The sequence below is a fragment of the Comamonas testosteroni ATCC 11996 genome, assembly GCF_000241525.1.
GTDB classification, from domain to species: Bacteria; Pseudomonadota; Gammaproteobacteria; order Burkholderiales; family Burkholderiaceae_C; genus Comamonas; species Comamonas testosteroni.
This window is the reverse complement of sequence record NZ_AHIL01000020.1, coordinates 77041-100764: the sequence shown is the minus strand read 5'-3', so window position 1 is coordinate 100764 and position 23724 is coordinate 77041. Positions and strand designations below refer to the sequence as shown.

General features: G+C 58.4%; 21 protein-coding genes. 15 read left to right on the top strand and 6 right to left on the bottom strand.

Annotated elements, in window-relative coordinates:
• Positions 1-41 precede the first annotated feature (41 nt).
• The 5 genes from CTATCC11996_RS08290 (at position 42) to CTATCC11996_RS08275 (ending at position 6493) form a co-directional block, all read left to right on the top strand.
• The gene (locus CTATCC11996_RS08290; RefSeq protein ID WP_003075073.1) at positions 42-1586 is read left to right on the top strand and encodes an MHYT domain-containing protein; all 1545 of its coding nucleotides are present in this window, start codon (positions 42-44) and stop codon (positions 1584-1586) included.
• A 76-nt stretch (positions 1587-1662) separates the two neighbouring features.
• Positions 1663-3612 (top strand): AMP-dependent synthetase/ligase, encoded by a 1950-nt coding sequence (locus CTATCC11996_RS08285; RefSeq protein WP_003075072.1) that lies wholly within the window; start codon positions 1663-1665, stop codon positions 3610-3612.
• A gap of 466 nt (positions 3613-4078) precedes the next feature.
• Positions 4079-4240, top strand: coding sequence for a hypothetical protein (locus CTATCC11996_RS25700; protein WP_003075071.1), 162 nt, complete (start codon positions 4079-4081; stop codon positions 4238-4240).
• Between the two features lie 146 nt (positions 4241-4386).
• Positions 4387-4638: a pyocin activator PrtN family protein gene (locus CTATCC11996_RS08280; RefSeq protein ID WP_003075069.1), complete on the top strand. Its 252-nt coding sequence runs from the start codon at positions 4387-4389 to the stop codon at positions 4636-4638.
• A gap of 250 nt (positions 4639-4888) precedes the next feature.
• On the top strand, positions 4889-6493 hold the full coding sequence (locus tag CTATCC11996_RS08275; RefSeq protein ID WP_003075068.1) for a sensor domain-containing diguanylate cyclase: 1605 nt from the start codon (positions 4889-4891) through the stop codon (positions 6491-6493).
• A 30-nt stretch (positions 6494-6523) separates the two neighbouring features.
• Here the strand turns inward: CTATCC11996_RS08275 and CTATCC11996_RS08270 are convergent, their stop codons facing one another.
• Complete coding sequence (locus tag CTATCC11996_RS08270; protein WP_003075067.1) at positions 6524-6886, bottom strand: hypothetical protein; 363 nt, start codon at positions 6884-6886, stop codon at positions 6524-6526.
• Between the two features lie 142 nt (positions 6887-7028).
• Here CTATCC11996_RS08270 and dusA point away from each other — a divergent pair, with 142 nt between their 5' ends.
• The 3 genes from dusA to CTATCC11996_RS08255 all read left to right on the top strand — a co-directional run bounded on the left by dusA (position 7029) and on the right by CTATCC11996_RS08255 (position 10359).
• Entirely contained in the window at positions 7029-8063 is a 1035-nt protein-coding gene (dusA, locus tag CTATCC11996_RS08265; protein ID WP_080569843.1) for a tRNA dihydrouridine(20/20a) synthase DusA, read from the top strand.
• Positions 8064-8233: 170 nt separating this feature from the next.
• The gene (locus CTATCC11996_RS08260; protein ID WP_003075065.1) at positions 8234-9667 is read left to right on the top strand and encodes a polyhydroxyalkanoate depolymerase; all 1434 of its coding nucleotides are present in this window, start codon (positions 8234-8236) and stop codon (positions 9665-9667) included.
• A 29-nt stretch (positions 9668-9696) separates the two neighbouring features.
• Positions 9697-10359 (top strand): RnfABCDGE type electron transport complex subunit B, encoded by a 663-nt coding sequence (locus CTATCC11996_RS08255; RefSeq protein ID WP_003075063.1) that lies wholly within the window; start codon positions 9697-9699, stop codon positions 10357-10359.
• 88 nt (positions 10360-10447) lie between these two features.
• Here CTATCC11996_RS08255 and CTATCC11996_RS08250 read toward each other — a convergent pair whose 3' ends face one another.
• Positions 10448-11941, bottom strand: a complete 1494-nt coding sequence (locus CTATCC11996_RS08250) for a methyl-accepting chemotaxis protein (RefSeq protein ID WP_003075062.1) — start codon at positions 11939-11941, stop codon at positions 10448-10450.
• A 189-nt stretch (positions 11942-12130) separates the two neighbouring features.
• On the opposite strand from CTATCC11996_RS08250, the gene dapC reads away from it, so the two are divergent.
• The 5 genes from dapC (at position 12131) to prmB (ending at position 17812) form a co-directional block, all read left to right on the top strand.
• Positions 12131-13336 carry a succinyldiaminopimelate transaminase gene (gene dapC / locus CTATCC11996_RS08245; protein WP_003075061.1) on the top strand — a complete coding sequence of 402 codons (1206 nt, stop codon included), beginning with the start codon at positions 12131-12133 and terminating at the stop codon, positions 13334-13336.
• Between the two features lie 81 nt (positions 13337-13417).
• On the top strand, positions 13418-14251 hold the full coding sequence (gene dapD / locus CTATCC11996_RS08240) for a 2,3,4,5-tetrahydropyridine-2,6-dicarboxylate N-succinyltransferase (RefSeq protein WP_003075060.1): 834 nt from the start codon (positions 13418-13420) through the stop codon (positions 14249-14251).
• Between the two features lie 198 nt (positions 14252-14449).
• Positions 14450-15619, top strand: a complete 1170-nt coding sequence (locus CTATCC11996_RS08235) for a PilT/PilU family type 4a pilus ATPase (RefSeq protein WP_003075058.1) — start codon at positions 14450-14452, stop codon at positions 15617-15619.
• A 49-nt stretch (positions 15620-15668) separates the two neighbouring features.
• Positions 15669-16868 carry a succinyl-diaminopimelate desuccinylase gene (gene dapE, locus CTATCC11996_RS08230; protein WP_003075056.1) on the top strand — a complete coding sequence of 400 codons (1200 nt, stop codon included), beginning with the start codon at positions 15669-15671 and terminating at the stop codon, positions 16866-16868.
• Positions 16865-17812, top strand: a complete 948-nt coding sequence (prmB, locus tag CTATCC11996_RS08225) for a 50S ribosomal protein L3 N(5)-glutamine methyltransferase (protein ID WP_003075054.1) — start codon at positions 16865-16867, stop codon at positions 17810-17812. Before dapE ends, prmB begins: the two co-directional genes overlap by 4 nt.
• Before the next feature lie 78 nt (positions 17813-17890).
• Here the strand turns inward: prmB and CTATCC11996_RS08220 are convergent, their stop codons facing one another.
• From CTATCC11996_RS08220 to CTATCC11996_RS08210, 3 genes are read right to left on the bottom strand one after another with little or no spacing between them, the layout of a single operon-like run.
• The gene (locus CTATCC11996_RS08220; protein WP_003075052.1) at positions 17891-18754 is read right to left on the bottom strand and encodes a class I SAM-dependent methyltransferase; all 864 of its coding nucleotides are present in this window, start codon (positions 18752-18754) and stop codon (positions 17891-17893) included.
• Between the two features lie 60 nt (positions 18755-18814).
• Positions 18815-19813 carry a MerR family transcriptional regulator gene (locus tag CTATCC11996_RS08215; RefSeq protein WP_003075050.1) on the bottom strand — a complete coding sequence of 333 codons (999 nt, stop codon included), beginning with the start codon at positions 19811-19813 and terminating at the stop codon, positions 18815-18817.
• 56 nt (positions 19814-19869) lie between these two features.
• Complete coding sequence (locus tag CTATCC11996_RS08210) at positions 19870-20730, bottom strand: ferritin-like domain-containing protein (RefSeq protein ID WP_003075048.1); 861 nt, start codon at positions 20728-20730, stop codon at positions 19870-19872.
• Positions 20731-20911: 181 nt separating this feature from the next.
• On the opposite strand from CTATCC11996_RS08210, the gene CTATCC11996_RS08205 reads away from it, so the two are divergent.
• Positions 20912-21892, top strand: coding sequence for a LysR family transcriptional regulator (locus tag CTATCC11996_RS08205; protein WP_003075046.1), 981 nt, complete (start codon positions 20912-20914; stop codon positions 21890-21892).
• A 45-nt stretch (positions 21893-21937) separates the two neighbouring features.
• On the opposite strand, the gene CTATCC11996_RS25695 is transcribed toward CTATCC11996_RS08205, so the two are convergent.
• Positions 21938-22096 carry a hypothetical protein gene (locus tag CTATCC11996_RS25695; RefSeq protein ID WP_155278088.1) on the bottom strand — a complete coding sequence of 53 codons (159 nt, stop codon included), beginning with the start codon at positions 22094-22096 and terminating at the stop codon, positions 21938-21940.
• 25 nt (positions 22097-22121) lie between these two features.
• Between CTATCC11996_RS25695 and CTATCC11996_RS08200 the strand changes: the two genes are divergently transcribed.
• Positions 22122-23723: a class I adenylate-forming enzyme family protein gene (locus CTATCC11996_RS08200; protein WP_042438292.1), complete on the top strand. Its 1602-nt coding sequence runs from the start codon at positions 22122-22124 to the stop codon at positions 23721-23723.
• Position 23724 lies beyond the last annotated feature (1 nt).

Sequence of the window (23724 nt, the reverse complement as noted above, 5' to 3'; positions counted from 1 at the left end):
AGGTAACTGAATGTGCTTTCAGTGTTACAGGATCATGATTCATGCTGGCGCAATTTTTCTGGAGCCCGTCTGCCGACGCTCACGTGCTCAAGGGTGAATATGACCCCTTCCTCGTGACCTTATCGCTGGCAGTTTGCTGGATTGCCTCTGGCCAAGCTTTGCGCCATGCAGCTTTTGCCAGATTGGCCACATCAAGGCAGTTGCGCAACTGGTCCATTGTGAGCGGCTCGCTGTCACTGGGCATAGGCATCTGGGCCATGCATTTCATCGGCATGCTCGCCTATTCGATGCATGCTGCAGTTCAGTATGATTTGCCAGTTACCGTCTTCTCCATCATCCCAGGCATCGCAGCATCAGCAGTGGCCCTTGCCTTGCTGGCTCACAATGAACTCAACATCAGGCAATTGGCTTTAGGTGGCTTGGCGGTTGGTATCGGCATTGCTGCCATGCATTACAGCGGCATGGCAGCAATGCGCATGCCTGCCACGCACCAGTATTCACCACTCTGGTTTGCCATTTCTCTCATTGTTGGCGTAGCGCTGGCCACCTTGGCCCTCTGGATTCGTTTTGGGCTGGCACGCTTCAACCTCAAACAAGATCATTGGCGCAAAACACTGGCGGCCATCATCATGGGCGCCGCGATATCGGGCATGCATTACACAGCCATGCTGGCGCTGCGAGTCACGGCCGAGCATGAAACGCATGATGCGGCATCATCGAACGATCGTTTGATTCTGGCGCTGACCATTGCCGTGATTACTCTGCTATTTGGCGGACTGATTGCACAGGCCAATGCCTTGATTCAGTACCGCAGTCGCTGGCTGAAAGTGGATATGAATGAAGCCCGACTGCAAGCTTTGGTGAATATGGCAGCAGATGGAATTATCTGCATCGATAATCGGGGATGCGTCACCGATTACAACCCGGCAGCTGAGGTCATATTCGGCTGGAGCCCAGATGAAGTACTGGGCCAGAACGTGAAAATGCTCATGCCCGCTGCACTGTTCAACCAGCATGATCACTATCTGGAACAGCATGAAGCCGGCCAGCGAAACAACGCGCCACCTCTGAAGAACAAGATTTCAGAGGTGCTTGGTCAGCACAAGGACGGTACGCTGATTCCCATGCGCCTGGCCTTGAGCCAGGCCGAGGCACGGGGTCAGCGCATGTATGTAGGCCTTCTGACCGATCTCTCGGACCGCAAGCGCACCGAGCGGCAACTGCATATAGCTGCCACGGTATTCAATCATTCCTTCGAAGGCATGGTGGTACTTGATGCGAACCGAAAAATTGTAGACATCAACCCGGCCTTTGCACGTATCAGCGGCTTGAACCGCCAAGCGGCGAAGAACAAGGAGTTTTCCAGTCTCTTCATCCATGGCGATGACAATACGGCTGTTCAATGGTCGCAGATCTGGACGGAAATCGGTAAAAAAGGACACTGGCAAGGCCTGCGCGTCATGCACCATGACGGGAACCGCCATCAGATTTCCCTGACGGCAGTGCGCGACGAGCAACAGCGCCTGCACCATTACATCGCCGTCTGCTATCAAAGCATCGATATCCCGCTCGGAGCCACAATCTGAGTCCTATACCGGCCTGAATGTCTCTGGCGCTATCATTCACGTAGCGGGAAATTGCCCGCTTCCTGAAGGCAAGCGCATGAATCAAGCAAGTGAAACCGATGTACTGGATCTCCAAGCAGAGAAACAGCATTTGACTATCGAGCAAGTGCAAACCTTGCCAGAGCTTTTGGCCATGCGCGTTCGCTGCACGCCATCGGCCGAGGCTTACCGGGAGTTCGATGAAGGCACAAATGCTTGGAAAAGCCTGAGTTGGGCCGAAACAGCCGAACGTGTCGCTCTGTGGAGCCGCGCCTTGTGCGCCTCGAATCTTCCTGTCGGTGCAAGGGTTGCAATCTTGCTGCCCAATGGCTTTGATGCAATGACCATCGACCAGGCCTGTCTGCGCTGTGGTTACGTGCCAGTTCCTCTGCATGCCATCGACAATGCCGGAAGCATTGCTTACATCCTGGCCGATTCGGGGGCTTCCTTGCTGGTCGTGGCTGACACAAAGGCCTGGCAGAAAATTTGTGCAACAGGTCAGGACCTGCCTGAACTCCAGGCCGTCATTCACGCACAGCAAGGCCGTCCGAACGATTCATCGAACGCTTATGTCGTGCCTATCGAACAAGCAGAGCAGGACTCAGTCAAGGCCTTGCAGCGTAAACCGGTCATTGTTTTGTCTGCCTGGCTTCAGGCTGGTCAGCGGCATACCTCTGCCCTCCCCCTGCCACCAAAGAAAACGGAGCTGGCAGGCATTGTCTACACCTCCGGAACGACGGGAAAGCCCAAGGGCGTCATGCTCACCCACGACAACGTAGTCAGTGATTTACACGCGGTGATGCAGCGTGTGAAGGCCTTCCCCGAGGACGTCTTTCTCTCGTTTCTGCCGCTATCACACACTTTCGAGCGAACTGCGGGCTACTACCTGGCCGTTGCTACCGGTTCCTGCGTCGCCTACGCGCGCTCTGTTGCACAACTTGCGCAGGATATGAAGCAGGTCAGGCCGACCGTACTGATCTCGGTGCCTCGCATCTATGAACGTGTTTATGCCAAGGTTCAAGAGTCACTTGCTTCCAGCCCTCTCAAGCACAAGCTGTTCGACGAGGCAGTCAACAAAGGCTGGAAGAGCTTCTGCGCTCATCAAGGCATGCACCTAGGCGAGCAGCTGGACGCAAAAGCCAGCTGGGCTTCCGTCTTGCCCGGCTGGCTTTTGCGCAAACTTGTCGCCCAGCCCCTACTTGCACAGTTTGGAGGTCGGCTTCGTGTGGCTGTGAGTGGCGGCGCCCCACTGTCTCCGACAATTGCGCGCACTTTCCTGGGCCTGGGCCTGCCAATGGTGCAAGGCTATGGCATGACCGAAACCGCTCCTGTGGTCAGCGCCAATGGACTCGACGATAACTGGCCCGATACCGTTGGCCGCGTACTTCCGGGAATTGAGGTTCGAATTGGCGAGGACCAGGAGTTGCAGGTGTCTGGCCCGGTAGTGATGCGCGGTTATTGGAATCGTCCGGAAGACACTGCCAAAGCCTTTACTGCCGATGGATGGCTGAGAACCGGTGATCAGGCTTCAATCGAAGATGGCCGCATCCGAATCAAAGGTCGCATCAAGGAAATCATTGTGACATCGACGGGCGAGAAAGTGCCTCCCAATGATGTGGAACAGGCCATCCTCGTCGATCCCCTGTTTGAGCAAGTGTTTGTGGTTGGCGAGGATCGTCCCTTCATTGCCTGTATTGCGGTTGTTAGTCAGATGGAATGGGAAATGCTCGCCAGGAGTGTTGGCCTGAACCCAAAAGACGGATCCAGTCTGCACCATGCAGCAGCAGAGAGAGAAGCACTTACCCGAATCGAAAAGCAGACACACAGCTTCGCGCGTTATGCAGTGCCCAGAGCCATCCACTTGGTCAGGGATAGCTGGAACATTGACAACGGCCTGATGACCCCTACTCTCAAGCTCAAGCGAAAGAACTTGATGGCCCACTACAAAGACGCTATCGAGCAGATGTACGGCAAGCCCATTGACAGCTGGAAGACCAAGGATCGGTAATTGATCCATACAGGGTTTAAGGAACCCTTCAAAATTTCATGTAAGTTACATTAAAATAATTTAAAGTTCTCAAACCGATGGTTGAACCTGCTCTAGTCAAACGTCTTTTCCTTCTTTCGCCCCTGCACAGTCTCCTCGACACTAGCCCCCTGCCTTCACCTTCACCTTCACCACCGACCATCACCTGGCAGTCATCAAGCAAAAGATGGGCGACCGCGCATTCCTGATCGAGCTGCCGGCAGACCCCCACGCCTAGCCCACCGAAAATGACGGAGCACTGGGTCATCCGCGTTCACTACACAAAACTGCTGGCAGTAGAAGCACAGGAGACACTAGCATGATCCCCGCCCTCAACATTCGTCAGCCCTGGGCCTAGCTGATCGTCAACGGCCACAAGGACATAGAAAACCGCGACTGGCCTACCACCAACTTTCACGGCCACCTGCTCATCCACGAGGGCCTGACCATGACCCGCAACTACTACGACCAGGTCGTGCAGGAGCTGGACAACATGGGCCTGCTACCGGCAGACCTGCCCGCCTACGACGAGCTGCAGCGCGGCGGCTTTGTGGGCTGGACGCATGTGACCGACTGCGTGCAGGAGCACCACTCGAAGTGGAAGCAGTAAGGCAGCTGGGGCTTTGTGCTGCGCAACAGCAGCGCCATCAAGTTCAAGCCCTGGGAGGGCAAGCTCAACTTCTTCAACGTCCCCAAGGAGCTGCTCTCAGCCCCAGAGCGTCCGACTGCTCATGAGAATAAAGAGAGGGCCGCACCATGAACACCCACTTCGCACTGCTCGCCATCTACGGCGACGTGAACATCCCTCTGGAAAAGTGCTGCATGGAATTCTTCGGCCTGAGCCCCAAACGCGCCGCTGAAGCCGCGAACAAGCAGGCATTGTCCGTGCCTGCTTATCGCCTGGGGTCCAACAAGAGCCAGTGGTTTATGGATGCAAGCAAGCTGGCTGCCTACATCGACCAGAAGAAGGTTCAGGCCGAGCAGGAGTGGAGAACTGTGAGGTGCTGACTCAGAAGTCTCGCATTCTTGACCGGTTGCAGACATCGCGGGTTGATCCATGCAATCAGGCAAGCGGCTATGACGCCGTACAGCGACTTGCCAACGTTGCCCGCCGCCGACGGGAAATGAACCTGTCAACAGAGTCTGCACTTTTTACACAGGTACTAACCCCAGCAAATTCTCACATAACAGTAAAATAAACAAATAGATTAGCGCGTATCGATAGTTTTTTTGTTAACGCCTGTTTTCTGGGAACTCTGTGAAATTCAACATAAGCAAGATTTTTTGCAAGATTGATCTTAGGCGTTTGATCCTATTGCTCACGGTTGCCAGCACATTTGTCTCCTTGGTTAATACATTCTACGCAGCCTATACAGTTCAACGCCAACAACTCATAGATGAAAATCTCAATGGGTATTTCGTCTACGCGACAAAACTGGCAAAGAGCACTGATGATTTCCTTAAGGCAGCCCAACAACAACTAGCTGCAAGCTCAGTCTATTTATCCAAAGACTTCAAAAACATCGAATTACTAAAATCAGAGTCAGAGAGACTCAAAACTCAGACAGAAAGCTTCAACTCTGTCCTTATAGTTGATGCTCGCTCTAGTGTGCTAGCTTCTTCACCTGAAAATCTGAAACTCACGGGAAGAACTCTCACAACACCAGGCATTGTAGAGTCGATAAAAACGCAGAAACCACTGATTAGTGACTCATATATTTCTACCATTGGAAATTTGCTGGTATTCATCTCTCACCCTATCCACGACCCATCTGGCAACTATTTAGGCATGGTTGGAGGAACGATCTACCTCAACCAACAGAGCATCCTCAACCATCTGCTTGGTACGCACTATTACAAAGATGGCTCATACTTGTATGTCGTCGATCAGAGCAAAAAGCTTGTCTATCATCCTGACCAAAATCGAGTAGGAACACTCGTGAGCGGCAATGAAATCATCGGGAAAATTCAAAATGGTGAATCTGGCAGCCAGATCGTCAAGAATACTCGTGGGGTTGAGATGATTTCAGGCTATGCAATTATTCCCACCACGAACTGGGGAGTCGTTGCACAGAGGCCCCTGTCAGCAACCCTTGCTCCATTGGACTCACTGATGAAGCAAGTAATTCTTAAGACGCTACCTATAGCGGCAATTTCTGTATTTCTAATCTGTTGGTGCGCAAACAGAATTGCAAAACCACTGCAATTGCTGTCTGAAGGCGCAAAAAACATAGGCCACCCGGAAACAGAGAAGAAAATACAGAAAATAAAATCGTGGTACGTGGAGTCCTATGAGTTGAAAAAAGCCATGTTAATTGGCATTTCCTTGCTCAATAGAAACATACAAAAGCTTCAGGATGATGTTAAGACTGATCCTTTGACCAAGCTTGGCAATCGTCGAAGCCTGGAAGCAGCATTGCAAAAGCTCGAAGCGTCCAGCCAGATTTTCTCAGTAGTTTCTATCGACATCGACCACTTCAAGAAGGTCAACGACACCTTTGGGCATGATGCAGGTGACATCGTCTTGCGTGACCTGGCCAAGCAGATGAAATCTGTCTCACGCGCAGATGACTTACCTTGTCGTGTTGGCGGTGAAGAATTCTTAATTGTCTTGCCTCAAACCAGCGAAACGACCGCAGTTCAAGTCGCAGAGCGCTTGCGCAAGCAAGTGGAAGCAGCAGTGTTTGAAGGCGTGGGCCACATTACCATTTCCCTGGGAGTGGCAAGCTGGCCGAACAGCTCTTCCGACATTCCAACGGTTATCAAATACGCCGACGAAATGCTCTACAAAGCCAAGCGTGAAGGCAGAAACCGCGTGGCTGTCTATCAACAATCAGAGGCTGAAGCAGTGCAGCCAGCATAAGGCGCGTGCTGGTCCTGCTTGACCAGCTTTTCACCCTGCTTCAACCCCCTGGGCAATGCCCCCAGTGTTCAAGCAGACGATGTCATTGAGCACTGTGGCCGGGCCTGCATCCTCTTCGGTACGGCGCCACCTGGCGTACTCGATGAAGTCAATGGCACGCAGATGCCTAGCATCCCGGCGCGCCAGCTTGGCCTTCTGCAACCGGGTGATGTCGGCCGTCTTGGACCGCCCCCATGCCACGATGCCTTTTGCATCGCTGACATAATCCTGCAGTATCTGCTTGAGGGTGACGAGACCTTGAATATGCAGGCCTGTCGCTTGGGCCTCCTCGATTTCTGCTTCACGTCTATGCAGCCACTCCTGCGATCTGAGCCCGAGACGATACGACGCCATCGGCTTTCCTTCTCTGGGTGATGGTCTCAATCAGTGCTCCATGAAACTCGGGGCGCATCAACGCAGCACTAACATCAAAAACCCGGTAGAACGGGCTAAAACAGGGTCAAATTTCAGTGCACCACAAGGCACTTTTCATAGTATGAGCACCGAACAAACCGTTAAAAAACAAATAGATAGCAGCATGTGGCGCATGAGCGTGGCGCCAATGATGGACTGGACAGACAAGCATTGCCGCTACTTCCACCGACTGCTAAGCCAGCACACCCTGCTCTACACCGAAATGGTGACAACCGGAGCGCTGGTGCATGGCGACGTGGCTCGCCATTTGCGGTTTGAAGTCGAAGAACACCCTGTTGCATTGCAATTGGGTGGCTCAGAGCCAGCCGATCTGGCGCATAGCGCGCGCCTGGGTGAACAATGGGGCTATGACGAGATCAATCTCAACTGCGGCTGCCCTAGCGAACGCGTGCAGCGCGGCGCTTTCGGCGCATGTCTGATGAACGAGGCCGCACTGGTGGCCGATTGCGTCAAGGCCATGGCAGATGTGGTGTCCGTGCCGGTCACCGTCAAGCACCGGATCGGCATCGACAAAATCGAAAGCTACGACTTCGTACGTGACTTCGTCGGAACCGTTGCCGACGCAGGTTGTCAGGTGTTTGTGGTTCATGCTCGCAACGCCTGGCTCAAAGGCCTCTCCCCCAAGGAAAACCGTGAAGTCCCGCCGCTGCGCTACGAGGTCGTGGCACAGCTCAAGCGCGACTTTCCGGGCCTGACAATTGCCGTCAACGGCGGCATCAAGACCGACGAAATAGTGCTGCAGCAGCTGCAGCAGGTCGACGGAGTCATGGTGGGCCGCGAGGCCTATCACAACCCCTGGTGGATGTCGTCCTGGGATGCTCTTTACTATCAGGACAAGAGCAGGGAACGCACACGAGAGCATATTGAAGAGCAGATGGTGCTGTATATGGAGCGCGAAGCGCGCGAGCATGGCACGCACTGGTATTCGATTGCCCGGCATATGCTGGGGCTACGCAATGGCCTCGCCGGTGCACGCCGCTGGCGCCAGGTCTGGAGTGATCACCGCCTCAAGACCCTGCCGCCGCACGAGGTCATGAAACTGGCCCGCACCAAGCCGAACGAGATTCAACGGGAACCCGCAGAGCAGATGCTTTGAGCACTCATGAAAAAGCTGACTTCGGTCAGCTTTTTTACTTTCAAACTCAGTCAGATCCGGCCTGCGTTGCGCAATCCCAGCAGATCCGCCATTTGAAGGGAATTCACTACTTCGCATGTCAAACTGTGCTGTTATATTGCACTGCAACATAACCCGCAAAAGTGCGTCCCATGCTCTATCAGATCTACGAAATGCAACGCGCAATGGTCGAGCCATTTGCAGACTTTGCCCAGGCCGCCTCCAAGTTCTACAACAACCCTCACTCGGTCTTCAGCCAGGTGCCTATGGCCCAGCGCATGGCTGCGGGCTTCAACCTCATGTATCGCCTGGGCAAGGACTACGAAAAGCCCGAGTTCGATCTGCATAACGTCGAAGTCAACGGCGTGGATGTCACCATTCGCGAGCGCGTGGAGATCGACAAACCGTTTTGCGAGCTGCGCCGCTTCAAGCGTTTTTCCGACGACCCAGAAACGCTGGATCTCATGCTCAGCCAGCCTGTGGTGCTTATCGTGGCCCCACTCTCCGGCCACTACGCCACCTTGCTGCGCGACACCGTGCAAAGCATGCTGGGAGACCACAAGGTCTATATCACCGACTGGAAAAATGCCCGCATCGTGCCATTGTCCGAGGGTGAATTCCACCTGGACGACTATGTGAACTATGTACAGGAGTTCATTCGCTATCTGCAAGGGCGCTATGGCCAGTGCCATGTAGTCAGCGTCTGCCAGCCCACGGTGCCGGTGCTGGCGGCGGTCTCTCTGATGGCCAGCCGTGGCGAAGTCACACCGCTGTCCATGACCATGATGGGCGGCCCCATCGATGCGCGCCGCTCGCCGACGGCCGTGAACAACCTGGCCGAAACCCGCAGCTACGAGTGGTTCGAGAACAACGTCATTTACGAAGTACCGAACAATTACCCCGGTGCCGGCCGCCGCGTCTACCCCGGCTTTTTGCAGTACTCGGGCTTTGTGGCCATGAATCCCGACCGCCACGCCAACAGCCATTACGACTATTTCAAGGACCTGATCAAGGGTGACGAAGCCAGCGCCGAGCATCACCGCAAGTTCTATGACGAGTACAACGCCGTACTGGACATGGACGCCGACTACTACCTGGAAACCATCGCCACCGTGTTCCAGGAGTACAAGCTGGTCAAGGGCACCTGGGAAGTCAGGAACGAGCAAGGCAAGGCTGAGCTGGTGCGTCCGCAGGACATCAGGAACACCGCCTTGCTGACGGTGGAGGGCGAGCTGGACGATATCTCGGGCGCCGGCCAGACCCGCGCCGCCCATGATCTATGCACCGGCATCGCTGCCGAGGCGCGCCACCATATCGAAGTGCAAGGCGCAGGCCATTACGGAATCTTCAGTGGCAGCCGCTGGCGCAAGACCGTCTACCCGCAAGTGCGCGACTTCATCCTGGCACATCAGCCCGCAAGTGCCACGGCCGCCAGCGCTGCTGGCCATCTGAGCAGCGTCAGCGACGACGGCCCCGAACTGGAAAGCAGCGAGGCACATGCAGACAAGTCTGCCAAGGCGGTAAAAACAGGTCAAAATAGCGCCCCTGCCCAGAAAGGACGCGATGCCCATCGCGCCAGGGCGTAAAGGCTCACCAGACCAGAATGAACTCATCCATGTCCGCAGCCTCTTCGCTTCAAGCACTGGCTGCGAACATTGATGCAGCCCTGCCCCAGACACAGTGCACGCGCTGCGGCTACCCCGACTGCGCGTCCTATGCCGAGGCCATTGCCAGCGAAGAAGCCGCCATCAATCAATGCCCGCCAGGCGGACAGGAAGGCGTGCGCCGTCTGGCTGCCATCACTGGCAGGCTTGAGTTGCCGCTCAACGCCGAAAACGGCATGGAAGCAGCGCGCACCCTGGCCGTGATAGACGAAGCCTGGTGCATAGGCTGCACACTATGCATCAAGGCCTGCCCTACCGATGCTATTCTGGGCGCCAACAAGCGCATGCATACCGTGATTGCCGAGCATTGCACGGGCTGCGAGCTGTGCATCCCCGTCTGCCCCGTTGATTGCATAGAGCTTGTCAACGCCAGCGCTGAAGCCACAGGCTGGTCCGCCTGGAGTACTGGGCAGGCCGAGCATGCCCGCAGCCGCTATGGCGCGCATTTGCTGCGTACAGGCCGCAAGGCCAACGCACCGGTACGCACCACGGCACAAGCCCCAGCTGAAGAAACTGGCGCTCAAGCCGACACACCGTCAACGCCCGCCACAGACAAAAAGGCCACGCTTGCCGCCATTCTGGCCAGGGCCAAAGCCCAGCGCGCAGGAGCCTGATACCCAGTCAGCCCCTGGCGCTTGAGAAAAGCGCTTTTGCTCCCGATGCAGCAAAATTCAATGGCGACAAGAGCCCATCAGGACCCCATTAGGCACTGATCAGGCTCTTGTAAACACCGCAGCCCCAGTACAAGCCTGCATGCTTGCAGACATAAGACATCTTGGTCTGCACCTGCTGGTTGCTGGGGTTGATGTAGTCGTATTCCACCCAGCCCGGACGAAGCTCGGCCTGGGCCATTATGTCGGCCATCAGGCTATCGCCGTCGATGCCGGGCACATCCTGAACGCGCAGCCCCACTTTGGCCGGATTGCCACCAAAGGCCCGGTATTCCCCCTCGGAAGACAAGGCAAACACATACATGTCGCGGTCGTGGAACGGCTGCGAAGGATCGGTGACAGTCTGCAGCAGGCTGGCAACACTGGACGAGCTTCTGGCTTGCCGCATGGTCGCATTCACCAGAGCCACAGCCTCCTCGGCTGTGCCCTGCTGCAGCCTGAAGCGCGACACCGCATCCGACAGATGCCGGGCGCGCAGCTGTAACTCCTGCGCCTGCTGAAGCGCCTGACCTACCATCTGGGCGTTGTTCTGGGTGATTTCATCGATCTGACGCACGGCATTGCTGATTTCCTGAAGGCCCGAGCTCTGGCTGCTGGCCGTGTCTGCAAGCGTCCCCATATGGGCGACCACATCGTGAATGGCCCGCGTCACTCCCTGGATCTCCTCGCCTGCACTGCGTAGCTGCTGCGTGCTCTGAGTGACCTGCTGCACGGTCTCGCCGATCAGTTGCCGAATCTCCTTGGCTGCTTCGGCGCTACACTGGGCCAGCGTCCGCACCTCACTGGCCACCACGGCAAAGCCGCGCCCCTGTTCACCGGCTCTGGCAGCCTCCACCGCTGCATTCAAGGCAAGAATATTGGTCTGAAAGGCGATGCCGTCAATCACGCCAATGATTTCTCGCATGCGCCCGGCATTGCGCTCGATCAGCTCCACCGACTGCACCGCATGCTGCATGGCTTGGGCGCCCTGATCGGCAGCGGCGCACACGCCGTCAGCGCGGGAATGTGCTGCCTTGCTCACTTCCGCATTGTGCTCAACCGCTGCGGTGAGTTGCTCGACACTGACCACCGTCTGCGCCAGATTGCTCGCCTGCATCTCGGTTCGTTCAGACAAGGCCTGATGATCCTTGACCATGCTCTGTCCTGCCTGGGCAACCAGGGCAGCGTTGCTGCGAACATCGGCCACCATGGCCGACAGCGCATGCACCATGGACTTGGTGAGGCTTGATGCGGATACCCCTTGTTGCGGCTCTGCGGCAACGCCAAGACTCAGGTCTCCATGAGCGACTTTTTCAAGCGCAAGCTGCATGTCCAGCCACTGCTGCTGCCAGCTTCTGTGAAGAGCACCGACCCATAACAGCACTCCCAGGCCCCACAGCAGCAACCAACCCAGCTGCCATGTTCCGCTCAGGCCCAGCACTGGCAAAACAGGCCCCGCCAGCAACCATGGCAGCCCCAACCACAGCACTCCGGAATTCCTCACTAGTACGCGGTTTTTTTTGTCGGGCAAGATGCGCTTTTGCATTGCCTGTCTCCATTCGTTTTTTGTTGTTGACTTCGTTTGCTGACCTCGCAGCACGCTCACGGTAGCCACTTGCTCTGTCGCCCAGCTTACGTAACAAATTGCAATTCATGGAGCCTGCAAACCCGCAAACTCAAAACTATGAGCGCTGTTTTCTCATGCGAAAATGGCATCAGCCCATAATGTGCAACTATGAACCCCCTGCTCTCTCGCTTACAGCCTTATCCGTTTGAACGTCTTCGCCAACTGTTTGCCTCGGCTCAGCCACCTGACGACCTGCGCCCTATCAGTCTGGGCATCGGAGAGCCACGCCATGCCACGCCAGCGTTCATTGAAAAAGCATTGAGCAGCGAACTGCAGGGCTTATCCGTTTACCCTGCCACCGCCGGTCTGCCGGCCTTGCGCCAGGCCTGTGCGAAATGGGCCAACCAGCGCTACGGCATCGACTTGGATGCTGCAACTCAGGTTCTGCCCGTCAATGGCTCGCGTGAGGCACTGTTTGCCTTCACCCAGGTCGTGGTGGACAACACCAAGGCCGGTGCGCGCGTCATCTGCCCCAACCCCTTCTATCAAATCTACGAAGGCGCGACTCTGCTGGCCGGGGCCACCCCCTATTACGCCGCCAGCGATGCCGCGCGCAACTTTGCCGTGAACTGGGATGCAGTGCCCGAGGAGGTATGGCAACACACACAGCTGATTTTTGTGTGTTCGCCCGGCAATCCCACGGGTGCTGTGATGCCGCTCGGCGAATGGGAGAAGCTGTTTGCCCTGTCCGACAAGCATGGCTTCGTGATTGCCAGCGACGAGTGCTACAGCGAGATCTACTTCCAGGAAGAAGCCCCGCTGGGCGGTCTGGAAGCCGCCCAAAAGCTGGGCCGCCATGACTTCAAGAATCTGGTGATGTTCACCAGCCTGTCCAAGCGCAGCAATGTTCCCGGACTGCGCAGTGGCTTTGTAGCGGGTGATGCGGCTCTGCTCAAGTCTTTCTTGCTCTATCGCACCTATCACGGCGGCGCCATGAGCCCCGTGGCGCAGACGGCATCGATTGCCGCCTGGGGCGACGAAGCCCATGTGCAGGAAAACCGCCGCCTTTATCGCGAGAAGTTTGCGCAGGTCACACCCGTGCTGTCCAAAGTCATGGATGTGAAGCTGCCTGATGCCAGCTTCTATCTCTGGGCCGGAATTCCACCGGAGTTGGGTATGGATGATGCACAATTTGCCAAAGAGCTGTATATTCATACAGGTGTGACGGTTTTGCCGGGAAGCTACCTTGCGCGTGAGGCTCAGGGGTTCAACCCCGGCGCCAACCGCATTCGCATGGCTCTGGTAGCAGAAACGGCGGAATGCCTCGAAGCCGCTCAGCGTATTGCACAATTCATCGAAACCCGTACCCGCTGATCCACATACAAGGTCTGCCAAGTGCAGGCCTTTCATGACTCAACGATTCACCTCAACTTTCGATCCTTGACCGAAAACATCATGACGCAACAACTGCAATCCATCATCGACAACGCTTGGGACAACCGTGCCAATATCTCGCCTTCCGCCGCCCCCAAGGAAGTGGTGGATGCCGTGGAGCACGTGATTGCCGAGCTCAACGACGGCAAGCTGCGCGTGGCCACCCGCGAAGGTGTGGGCCAGTGGACCGTGCATCAGTGGATCAAGAAAGCGGTGCTGCTGTCCTTCCGCCTCAAGGACAATGCCCTGATCAACGGCGGTGCACTGAACTTCTTCGACAAGGTCCCCACCAAGTTCGAAGGCATGAGCGAGGCCGAAATCGCCGCCACCGGCGTGCGCGTGGTGCCTCCTGCCGTGGCCCGTCGCGGCTCCTTCATCGCCAGGGGCGCCATCCTGATGCCCTCCTATGTGAACATCGGCGCCTATGTGGACGAAGGCACAATGGTCGACACCTGGGCCACCGTAGGCTCCTGCGCTCAAGTGGGCAAGAACGTACACCTGTCCGGTGGCGTGGGCCTGGGCGGCGTGCTTGAGCCCCTGCAAGCCAACCCCACCATCATCGAAGACAACTGCTTCATCGGCGCTCGCTCTGAAGTCGTCGAAGGCGTGATCGTGGAAGAGAACTCGGTTCTGGGCATGGGCGTCTACATCGGCCAGTCCACCCCTCTGTTCAACCGCGAAACCGGCGAAATCACCTACGGCCGCGTGCCCAGCGGCTCGGTGGTGGTCAGCGGCAACATTCCCAAGCAGACCAAGGATGGCAAGGACTACTCCATGTATGCCGCTATCATCGTCAAGCGCGTGGATGCACAGACCCGCTCCAAGACCAGCATCAACGACCTGCTGCGTGACTGATAGGGCCCTGGCCATGCTTGCGCTGCCTTGATTCAGGCACTGCCATGGCCGCCCCTGCTCACAAGCCTGCCCGCTCCCGAGCGTGCAGGCTTTTTTCATGCCCGAGATCAGCTTTGCGCATCAAGCGCGACCTGCACCGAGTTGACACACGCTAACATGCGCGCATATAGAGGCTGAGCGAAAAAGGATGAAGAAAAAATGAGCACCATGGAAAGAATTCTGCGTCTGATGTCCGAAAAAAAGGCCTCGGACGTCTATCTCTCCGCCCGCGCCCCTGCGCTGATCAAGATCAACGGCATCTGCATCCCCATCAACAATCAGGAGCTGCCGGTCGAAGCTCCGCTGGCCTTGCTTTCCGAGGTCGTCAAGCCTGAAGCCATAGAAGAGCTCAAACAGACGGGCGAGCTGAACATGGCCATTCCCATGAGCGGCGTAGGACGTTTTCGTATCAGCGCCATGCGCCAGCGTGGCTCCTATGCGGTGGTCGTGCGCTTCATCTCGTATCAGATTCCGTCGCGCAATGAACTGAATCTGCCCGCTATCGTCAGCGAACTGGTCATGGAAAAGCGCGGCCTGGTGCTGGTCGTTGGTGCAACGGGCTCGGGCAAGAGCACGACGCTGGCAACCATGATCGAAGAACGCAACGAAAGGCTCACCGGCCACATCCTCACGGTGGAAGACCCCATCGAGTACCAGTTTCGCAACAAGAAATCCATAGTCAACCAGCGTGAGGTTGGCACCGACACCAGTACCCTCGCGACCGCACTCAAGAATGCGCTGCGCCAGGCACCCGATGTCATCTTGATCGGCGAAATCCGCGACCGCGAAACCATGTCGGCCGCGCTGGCCTATGCCCAGTCCGGCCACCTGTGCCTGGCCACTCTGCACGCCAACAACAGCTATCACACGCTCAATCGCATCCTGTCCTTCTTCCCCGAGGAGGTTCGCCCCAGCATGTTGGGCGAGCTGGCCGCCTCGCTCAAGGCCGTGATCTCTCAGCGCCTGGTCCGTACTGTCAACGGCACGCGCGTGCCGGCCGTGGAAGTCATGCTCAACACCAAGCTCATCAGCGACATGATCGTCAAGGGCGACTTCGGCGGCGTCAAGGAGGCCATGGAAAAATCCATGGCCGAAGGCTCGCAGACCTTCGAGGACGCGCTGGCAGCCCTGGTGCGCAGTGGCACAATTGAGCGCAGTGAAGCGCTGGCCTATGCCGACTCGCCCACCAATCTGATGTGGCGCATGGATAATGACGTCAGCCACGCGGCCACTGCGGCCAACGCCCCGGCCGTCACCGATGTGATTCTGCCCGGCGATGACGATATGCCGTCCTTTACGGAAATCACCCTGGATGTCAGAACCGCCTGAAGCCGCCAGCCTAGGCGGCCTAGGCATTGTTTTAGTTTGAAGCCCCTCCATGTCCCGGACACTGCAACTGACCGAGCAGCTCATCAGCCTGCCCTCCGTCACCCCCGAAGATGCTGGCTGCCTTGAGCTGCTCGCCGATGCCCTGACGCCCATGGGGTTTACCTGCGAACGCCTCGATAGCGGCCCCGCAGACTTTCGCGTAAAAAACCTGTGGGCAAAACGCTCTCCAACGCAGAATCAATCTACACAAGACGCCATCGGTTCAGATAGGCCTGTGCTGGTCTTTGCCGGCCATACCGATGTGGTGCCGCCCGGCCCGCTCAAGGAATGGACCAGCCCGCCTTTCGTGCCCATGCACCGCGACGGCAAGCTCTACGGCCGTGGTGCTAGTGATATGAAGACCTCCATCGCGGCCTTTGTCGTGGCGCTGGAAGAGTTTCTGCAGGCCACGCCCGAGCCCGCCTTCGACATTGCACTGCTGCTGACCAGCGACGAGGAAGGCCCCTCGGTCGACGGCACCAAGGTCGTGGTCGAGCAGCTACGCCAACGCGGCGAACGCCTGGACTGGTGCATTGTGGGCGAGCCCACCTCGGTCAAGCAGACTGGCGACATGATCAAGAACGGCCGCCGCGGCACCATGAGCGGCAAGCTCACCGTCAACGGCGTGCAAGGCCATATCGCCTATCCGCAACTGGCACGCAACCCCATTCACGAGGCCCTGCCAGCACTTGCCGAGCTCGCCGCTACGGTCTGGGACCACGGCAATGCCTTCTTTCCCCCCACCAGCTGGCAGATCAGCAATATCCATGGCGGCACAGGCGCCAGCAACGTCATCCCAGGCCATGTGGTGATCGACTTCAATTTCCGCTTCTGCACCGAGTCCAGTTCCGACTCCCTGCAAAAGCGCGTGCATGAAATCCTGGACCGTCACGGCGTCGAATACTCGCTGATCTGGACCGTGGGCGGCCAGCCATTTCTGACCACGCCCGGCACGCTGGTGCAGGCCGTGCAGGCCGCCATCAAGGATGAAACCGGACTGGATACCGAGCTATCCACCACCGGCGGCACCAGCGATGGCCGCTTCATCGCCCAGATCTGCCCCCAGGTCATCGAGATGGGCCCGCCCAATGCCAGCATCCACAAGATCGACGAACACATTGCCGTGGCCGATATCGAACCGCTGAAAAACATCTACCGCAAGACGCTGGAGCAACTCCAGCGCCAGCAGACCGCACCCCAGACCGCATGAGCAACACCAGCATCCCCCTGATCTCAGGCAACACCATTGCCGAACTGATTGCCAGCGGCGCTCAGGCTCTCACAGCAGCCGGCGTGGCTTTTGGCCATGGCACGGCAACGGCTGAGGACGAAGCTGCCTGGCTGGTGCTCTGGAAGCTGGGCCAGCCCCTGGACAGCGAGCTCACTCCTGGCGCTCCGGAATCTGTCGCAAATCGGCCTGTTTCCCTTGATATACAAGCGCAGACAGCTGCTCTTTTTGAAGAACGTATCCGCAGCCGCAAGCCCGCCGCCTATCTGACGAACGAGGCCTGGCTGGTAGGTGTGCCCTTCTACATCGACGAGCGCTCCATCGTGCCGCGCAGCTTCATCGCCGAACTGCTGGCCGACGGCAGCATCGACGGCTGGCTGTCCGACAAGACCGTGCAGGTGCTGGATCTGTGCACCGGCAACGGCTCTCTGGCCTGCCTGGCCGCCATGGCGTATCCCGAAGTCCGGGTGACCGGTGCCGATATCTCGACCGATGCCCTGGCCGTCGCCCGTATCAATGTGGACAAGCACGGGCTGCACGATCGCGTGACACTGCTGGAAAGCAACGGCATGAGCCAGGTGCCCGGCCCCTGGGATCTGGTACTGTGCAACCCGCCCTACGTGAACTCCGACAGCATGGGCAAGCTGCCTGCCGAGTACCAGGCCGAGCCCGAGCTGGCCCTGGCCGGCGGCGCCGACGGCATGGACTTCATCCGCCAGCTGCTTCAGGACTTGCCTGCACGCCTGAACAAGGACGCCGTGGTGGTGCTGGAGATCGGCAATGAAAAGCCGTACTTCGAGGCAGCCTTCCCCGATCTGCCCGTGTTCTGGCTCGACACCAGCTCAGGCGACGAGCAGGTGCTGCTGATTACCGAGGAGGCGCTGCGCCACTGGTCCGAGGGCAATACCGCAGCCTTGCAACTGTAAGCTCTTTGTCCCGCATGCAAGGCACAGGCTGCTCAAGGCCCTGTGCCTTTTTCTTTATGCAGGTCTTTGAACAAGCGCTCAAGCCCGCTTGACTGCACTCAGATAGCGAAAGCCACCGCCCGCAATCTGCAGACCATCGCGCCGGCCTGCAAAGAAGCGGGCATTGAGCAGCGATGGTCCCAGATCCTCCTCCACCTCGAAGCCCGCTGCGCCCAGCAGCCCTGTCATGCGCTGCGGCGTGCTGGATGCATGCCAGGGTTCGCCACCTGCGGCCATCATCTGCGCCGTAAACTGCATCATCAGCTGTTCCATGGGATTGAGCTGCTGCTCATCCACTCTGTAGTCCAGCATGATGGTCGACCCTGTTGCCAGACGGCTCAGTGCAGATATTTCGCGCTCGACGGCCTCATCGCTCAGATACACCAGCAGCCCCAGCATCGACAGGCTGACTGGTGAATCGAGATCCATGCCGGCAGCCTTCAAACCCTGCACAGTCCCTGTTTCACGCAGATCAATACCAAGCTGACACAGGCTTGAGGGCAATCCCCAGCCATTGCTCTCATACAGCCGGTTCTTCCAGGTCAGCATTGCCGGCTGGTCCAGCTCAAAGATACGGACAGCAGGCAGCTGAGCCGCCATGCGCAAGGCCCAGGTATCCAGGCCTGCACCCACGATGGCGTACTGAATGCATCCCGCAGCCACGGCCTCCAGCAGACGGTCTTCGGCCCATCGGGCCCGGGCCACGATGCCGGCACGCAGCGACCGCGAAGCCACATCGTTATGCACCAGAGGCTGACGCAGCAGCTTTGCGGCCTCCGCGCTGCCGAGGGTGGCTACGGCAAAACGGTCAGCGAAAACCGGCTCGTCCTCCAAAATTTGATGAACGGCGCGTGCCATGGCAACACGCAGGGCCGAGGGGCTAGGGCAAACAATCGCAGTCATCGCAAAACTCCTTGCTTTTTCAACAAAGAGCACAGCTTCAGGCCTGACGTAGCGTGAGGGTCAAGCCTCGATGGTGTTCAGATAGTCCCTCAGCTTCGGCGATACAAAATGTCCGAGTGCCAGCACAGGCTCGGTGGCATAGGCCTGGGCCAGTTTGGCCGCCAGCAAGGGATTGTTTCCGGCAGTCCGCAGTGACAGCTCCCGATATCGCACGCGCAGCTGGCGTGCGACGGCGGTCTGGGCTGCAACGCCCCGCGCCAGCAGCTTTTCGCCGCTGGCAGCGAATACCTCCCAATCCGGCCCGGTAGAGCCGTCAAGCTCCTGCAGTTCCGCAGTCGTCAGATGACGCTGCAAGGCCGCCATCCTGAGGCCGATTGCCTGCTCCAGATAGGTCAGCAGTTCAGGCTCAAGCCCTGCATGTCGAGCCGTATGGGGCTCGTGTTCATGCATGCGGGCCCAGTTCTGGATCAGGCCCAAGCGTCCGCGAAAAACCGTCATCGCCACATTCATCCAGCGCTGTGCCAGCAGTTGCACCTGGGCGGTACCGACCTCCAGCCCCTCGGCACGGCACCTTAGCAGGGCATCGGCCACAGGCTGCCAGCGTGGCCTGGCCCTGCGCCAGCGTCCCAGCATCTGTCGTATGCCAGCAGCGGGCAGATACAGCCGATAGGTGTCCAGCAGCCGAATGCCGGCCAGCAAATCATCGAACGAGCCCTGCTGGCCAGAGACCGCATCCTCCAGAAATTGCAGCTTGTCCTTCAGCGCCCTGGCCTCGGTCAACATGCGCTGAGCCTCCTGTACCTGACGTTGCAACAAGTCCTTAGGCTCAATGCCCTGTCCCGCCAGCGCGGCAGCGATGACCTCCAGACTCAAACCCAGAGATTTGAGCGATTGCACGGCATGCAGGCGTGCGATGTCTTGCGCACCATAGAGGCGATAGCCTGCTTCGCTTCGCGCGTCTGGGCGCAGCAGACCAATGCTGTCGTAGTGATGCAAGGTCCGTACGCTCACGCCTGCACGCTGCGCCACTTCTCCGGTCGTGAGATAGGTGCCTGTCATGGAAATCGAATGCCCGGACAACTGAAGCTGGCCGGGCTTGTTTGCAACTGCAAGACTCAGTACGACATCATTCGTGTCGCCAGCTTCGAGATTGGTGTTCGCACCATGCCCTCCACGCGTGCCGGCAACAGCATGGGCTTGAGCAGCATGCGCACGGCCAGATCGGCAGGCAGGCGACGGCTGACCAGCTCGTAAATGCGCTGGGCCATGTCTTCGAAACGAGTGCTGCTATCGGCGAAATAAGGGCCCTTGTGCGCCCAGACATGACGCAGCGCGATATCCGAATCGCTCTCACGCAACTCCTTGAGGCGGCCGTACAGTGCCTTGGCAATGCGCGTGCGGCCCACAGGCGACTGCTGCTGCAGCTCCTTGAAGTACTTGAGGAAATGCTTGAAGTGGTTGACCTCGTCGTTGCGGATATTGCCCAGCAGCTCGCTAAGAACCGGCTCGTCGCTGAGTTCGCGCAAGGTGTGGTAGTAGGCCGTGGTGCCGGTCTCCACCACGCAGCGCGCCACCATTTCCAGGCGCGGGTCCGGGTAAAGCTCCTCCATGGTGCACAACTGCGAATATTCGGCGAAAAAACTGTCGTAGGCTTTTTGCCAGGGAAACTCCGGCCACACGGCTTCGACATAGGCCCGTAGCGCGCGTCCGTGCTGCAGTTCTTCGCACTCCCATTGATCTTTGAGCCAGATCGCGATCTCGGGCCAGGCCGCGTAATGCTCGGCCAGGTTGGCCGCGTAGGTATCCGAACCGGTCTCGATGAACGAGGCGCTCATCAGCAAGAAGAACAGGTCCTGGTTGTGCCCTATGGCGCTGCGATCAATGGCAGAGAAGTCAATGTCTTCAATGCGCCAGTGGGCTGAGCCGTTTCTGCTCGGGGTGGTTGAATGTGAAGAGAGGGACACGTTTTGCTGCATCAGTTGTAGGACCGACATACTGAATCTGTCGGGCTTCAGACTTAGAGATATGCCATCTTGTCGACATTTGGCCCTTACGCCATGTCAGATTACACCGACATTACAGGAGGCTAACAATTCTTCAAATAGCCTTCTACAGGCTTTCATACCGGCTTTCAAGCTGATTTTTCGAGTTGCAATTATGGATCTGCGTGCGCTTCGCTACTTCATCACCGTGCTGGAGGCCGGCTCGATCTCGCGGGCCGCCCATTCGCTCTATGTGGCCCAGCCGGCACTGACGGCGCAGATCAAGAAGCTGGAGTCAGAGCTCGGCGTCCAGCTGCTGGAGCGTACCCATGCGGGAGTCACGGCCACGCCCGCAGGTACCCGGCTGTATGAGGATGCCCGCCGCCTGCTCTCCGATGCCGACGCCATGTGCGAACGCCTGCAACGCCTGCCCATGGGGCCCGAAGGCTCGGTCAGCATTGCCATGCCGTTCCTGCTGACCGGCCTGCTCATGGGGCCGGTGATTGCCGGCTTGCGCCAGAGTCACCCGCGCATAAGGGTGTTTGTGCTCGATGACTCCAGCCTGATGGTGCAAAAAGCCATGCTGGAGCGTCGCGCCGATCTGGGCGTTCTGGTCGACACAGCCACTCTGCAAGGCCTGCAGGTGCAGCCTATGGCCACCGAGCCCATCTATTTCTGCGGCCATGACGAACAGGGCAAGGTCGCGCCCCTGCTCTATAGACACAGCACGGCGGAAAACACTCCCTGCCTGGACTTTACCCATGCCGCAGCACAGCCACTGGTGCTGCAGTCACGGCGCTTTTCCATACGCCAGACAGTGGAGCAAGCCGCCAGCGATCTGCAGCTCGGTCTGAACATCGTGCACGAACATGACTCGGCCCGTGTCATTCGCTCGCTCTATCAATGCGGCGGGGGCTTTACCTTCAGCCCCGCCTGCTCGGTGGCCGAGAACCCGCAGCCCCAGCACGCCGGCAGCGCCTGGATCGTGGCCAGAGTCTGCAACCCCGATCTGCAACGACGCTACTACCTGGCGCGCCAGCCCGGCCGCACCCATGATGCCGCGGTACAGGTGGTTCAGGACGCCCTTCTGATGCAGGTACAGGCCATGATCGGCGAGGGCCGCTGGCCAGCCCGCTGGGACTACGCTGCTGCATAAGGCACAGCCAAACACGGGACAAACCCTCAGCGCAGCACCCTGCAACTAGGCATGTGATGGCACAAGTCGTTGATTTTTCATGTCATCAAAAATATTGATGGACACGAATAAGCAAACGGTATTTCCTTGATCTCCTTCGTTTTGGGACAGTCCAAGCAGATGCCGCACATCGGTGCGGCGCAGCTTCAACAAGGATTTGCCCATGACCACTGCTTTGCCAGCGGCTAATATGCCCGGCGCCCCTATGCCGGGCGCCCCTATGCCGGGCGCCCCCATATCCAATGTCGGTGCACTCGTTGCGCGCTGCTGCCATCTGTACGCCGACCACCTTGCGGTAACCAGCGCCAGCAAAAGTCTCAGCTATGCCGCGCTGGAGCAGCGCAGCAACCGCCTTGCCAATGCCTTGCTGGCTCAGGGTCTGCAGCGTGGCGACCGCGTGGGCATCTACCTGCCCAACTGCACCGAAATCGTCGAAATCGAGCTGGCCTGCTACAAGGCCGGTCTGGTCAAGGCACCGTTCAACGCCCGCCTGTCGCCCCGTGAGGTGATCGAGATAGCCGACAACAGCGATGCAGCCCTCATCGTCACCACGGCGGAACGTGCCGAGAGCTTTCGCGCACAGCTACGCAACCCGCAGGTTCGGTTGATGCTGCTCGGCGACAATGAAAACAATAGCTACGAGCGATTACTGGAAAAGGCTTCAGACCAATTCTCGGCAGTATCCGTGCATGAGCACGAAGTGGCCGTGCTGCATTACACCTCTGGCTCTTCGGGCACGCTCAAGGCCGCCATGCAGACCTTCGGCAACCGCCTGGCCCAGTTGCGCAAGTTCCTGATGCGCGGCGAAGGGATGCAGCCTGGCCATACGCTGGGTCTGGTTGGTCCTGTCACTCATGCCTCGGGCATGCAGCTCATGCCAGCCCTGTGCACAGGCGCCACCATCCATCTGTTCAGCGGCTTCGAGCCTGCACGCTTTCTGCAGGACATGCGCCGCCTGCGCGTGACCCACACCTTCATGGTGCCGACCATGATCAATATGCTGCTGGCAGAAACCGCTGGCCGCTACCGCCCACTGCCAGATCTGTTGCGCCTGGGCTATGGTGCCGCCCCCATGGCACCGGCCCGCATTCTGCAGGCCATGGATGTGTTCGGCCCCGTGCTCAGCCAGGGCTACGGCGCGGGCGAAACCACTTCGGGCGTCTGCGCGCTCACCGTGCAGGACCATCTTTATGCCCGCGCTGCCAGGCCCGAGCTGCTGTCCTCCTGCGGGCGGCCTTTTCTCGAGTCCTGCGTGGAAGTGGTGGATGATGAAGGCCGGCCCCTACCTCTGGGTGAGGTGGGCGAGATCGTGGTCAGCGGCGCCGACGTGTTTGCCGGTTACTGGCGGGCCCCCGAGCTGACGGCCGAGGTGCTCAAGCACGGCCGCTATCACACCGGCGACCTGGCGCGTGTGGACGAGCAAGGCTTTGTCTCCATCGTGGACCGCAAGAAAGACATGGTGATTTCAGGCGGCTTCAACGTCTATCCGTCCGAAGTGGAGGCCGTGCTCCATGAGCATGCGGCGGTGCAAGACGCCTGTGTGTTTGCCATACCCGACGACAAATGGGGCGAAGCCGTGGCTGCCCACATCGTGCTCAAGCAGGGGCAGACACCCGGTGACGCGAGCATCAACGAGGCCATCGACCGCTTCTGCGCCGAGCGTCTGGGTGGTTTCAAGCGCCCGCGCCATATCGAGTTTGTGCAGCAGTTGCCCAAGAACCCGAATGGCAAGGTCATGCGCAAGACCGTGCAAGCGCCCTACTGGGCCAATCACAGCCGAAAGGTGAACTGAG

What these genes read in the sequence shown, in the direction of transcription:
- CTATCC11996_RS08290 (WP_003075073.1), top strand. Translation starts at nt 42, where the DNA reads ATGCTGGCGCAATTTTTCTGGAGCCCGTCTGCCGACGCTCACGTGCTC.
- CTATCC11996_RS08285 (WP_003075072.1), top strand. Translation starts at nt 1,663, where the DNA reads ATGAATCAAGCAAGTGAAACCGATGTACTGGATCTCCAAGCAGAGAAA.
- CTATCC11996_RS25700 (WP_003075071.1), top strand. Translation starts at nt 4,079, where the DNA reads ATGACCCGCAACTACTACGACCAGGTCGTGCAGGAGCTGGACAACATG.
- CTATCC11996_RS08280 (WP_003075069.1), top strand. Translation starts at nt 4,387, where the DNA reads ATGAACACCCACTTCGCACTGCTCGCCATCTACGGCGACGTGAACATC.
- CTATCC11996_RS08270 (WP_003075067.1), bottom strand. Translation starts at nt 6,886, where the DNA reads ATGGCGTCGTATCGTCTCGGGCTCAGATCGCAGGAGTGGCTGCATAGA.
- dusA (WP_080569843.1), top strand. Translation starts at nt 7,029, where the DNA reads ATGAGCACCGAACAAACCGTTAAAAAACAAATAGATAGCAGCATGTGG.
- CTATCC11996_RS08260 (WP_003075065.1), top strand. Translation starts at nt 8,234, where the DNA reads ATGCTCTATCAGATCTACGAAATGCAACGCGCAATGGTCGAGCCATTT.
- CTATCC11996_RS08255 (WP_003075063.1), top strand. Translation starts at nt 9,697, where the DNA reads ATGTCCGCAGCCTCTTCGCTTCAAGCACTGGCTGCGAACATTGATGCA.
- CTATCC11996_RS08250 (WP_003075062.1), bottom strand. Translation starts at nt 11,941, where the DNA reads ATGCAAAAGCGCATCTTGCCCGACAAAAAAAACCGCGTACTAGTGAGG.
- dapC (WP_003075061.1), top strand. Translation starts at nt 12,131, where the DNA reads ATGAACCCCCTGCTCTCTCGCTTACAGCCTTATCCGTTTGAACGTCTT.
- dapD (WP_003075060.1), top strand. Translation starts at nt 13,418, where the DNA reads ATGACGCAACAACTGCAATCCATCATCGACAACGCTTGGGACAACCGT.
- CTATCC11996_RS08235 (WP_003075058.1), top strand. Translation starts at nt 14,450, where the DNA reads ATGAGCACCATGGAAAGAATTCTGCGTCTGATGTCCGAAAAAAAGGCC.
- dapE (WP_003075056.1), top strand. Translation starts at nt 15,669, where the DNA reads ATGTCCCGGACACTGCAACTGACCGAGCAGCTCATCAGCCTGCCCTCC.
- prmB (WP_003075054.1), top strand. Translation starts at nt 16,865, where the DNA reads ATGAGCAACACCAGCATCCCCCTGATCTCAGGCAACACCATTGCCGAA.
- CTATCC11996_RS08220 (WP_003075052.1), bottom strand. Translation starts at nt 18,754, where the DNA reads ATGACTGCGATTGTTTGCCCTAGCCCCTCGGCCCTGCGTGTTGCCATG.
- CTATCC11996_RS08215 (WP_003075050.1), bottom strand. Translation starts at nt 19,813, where the DNA reads ATGACAGGCACCTATCTCACGACCGGAGAAGTGGCGCAGCGTGCAGGC.
- CTATCC11996_RS08210 (WP_003075048.1), bottom strand. Translation starts at nt 20,730, where the DNA reads ATGCAGCAAAACGTGTCCCTCTCTTCACATTCAACCACCCCGAGCAGA.
- CTATCC11996_RS08205 (WP_003075046.1), top strand. Translation starts at nt 20,912, where the DNA reads ATGGATCTGCGTGCGCTTCGCTACTTCATCACCGTGCTGGAGGCCGGC.
- CTATCC11996_RS25695 (WP_155278088.1), bottom strand. Translation starts at nt 22,096, where the DNA reads ATGGGCAAATCCTTGTTGAAGCTGCGCCGCACCGATGTGCGGCATCTG.
- CTATCC11996_RS08200 (WP_042438292.1), top strand. Translation starts at nt 22,122, where the DNA reads ATGCCCGGCGCCCCTATGCCGGGCGCCCCTATGCCGGGCGCCCCCATA.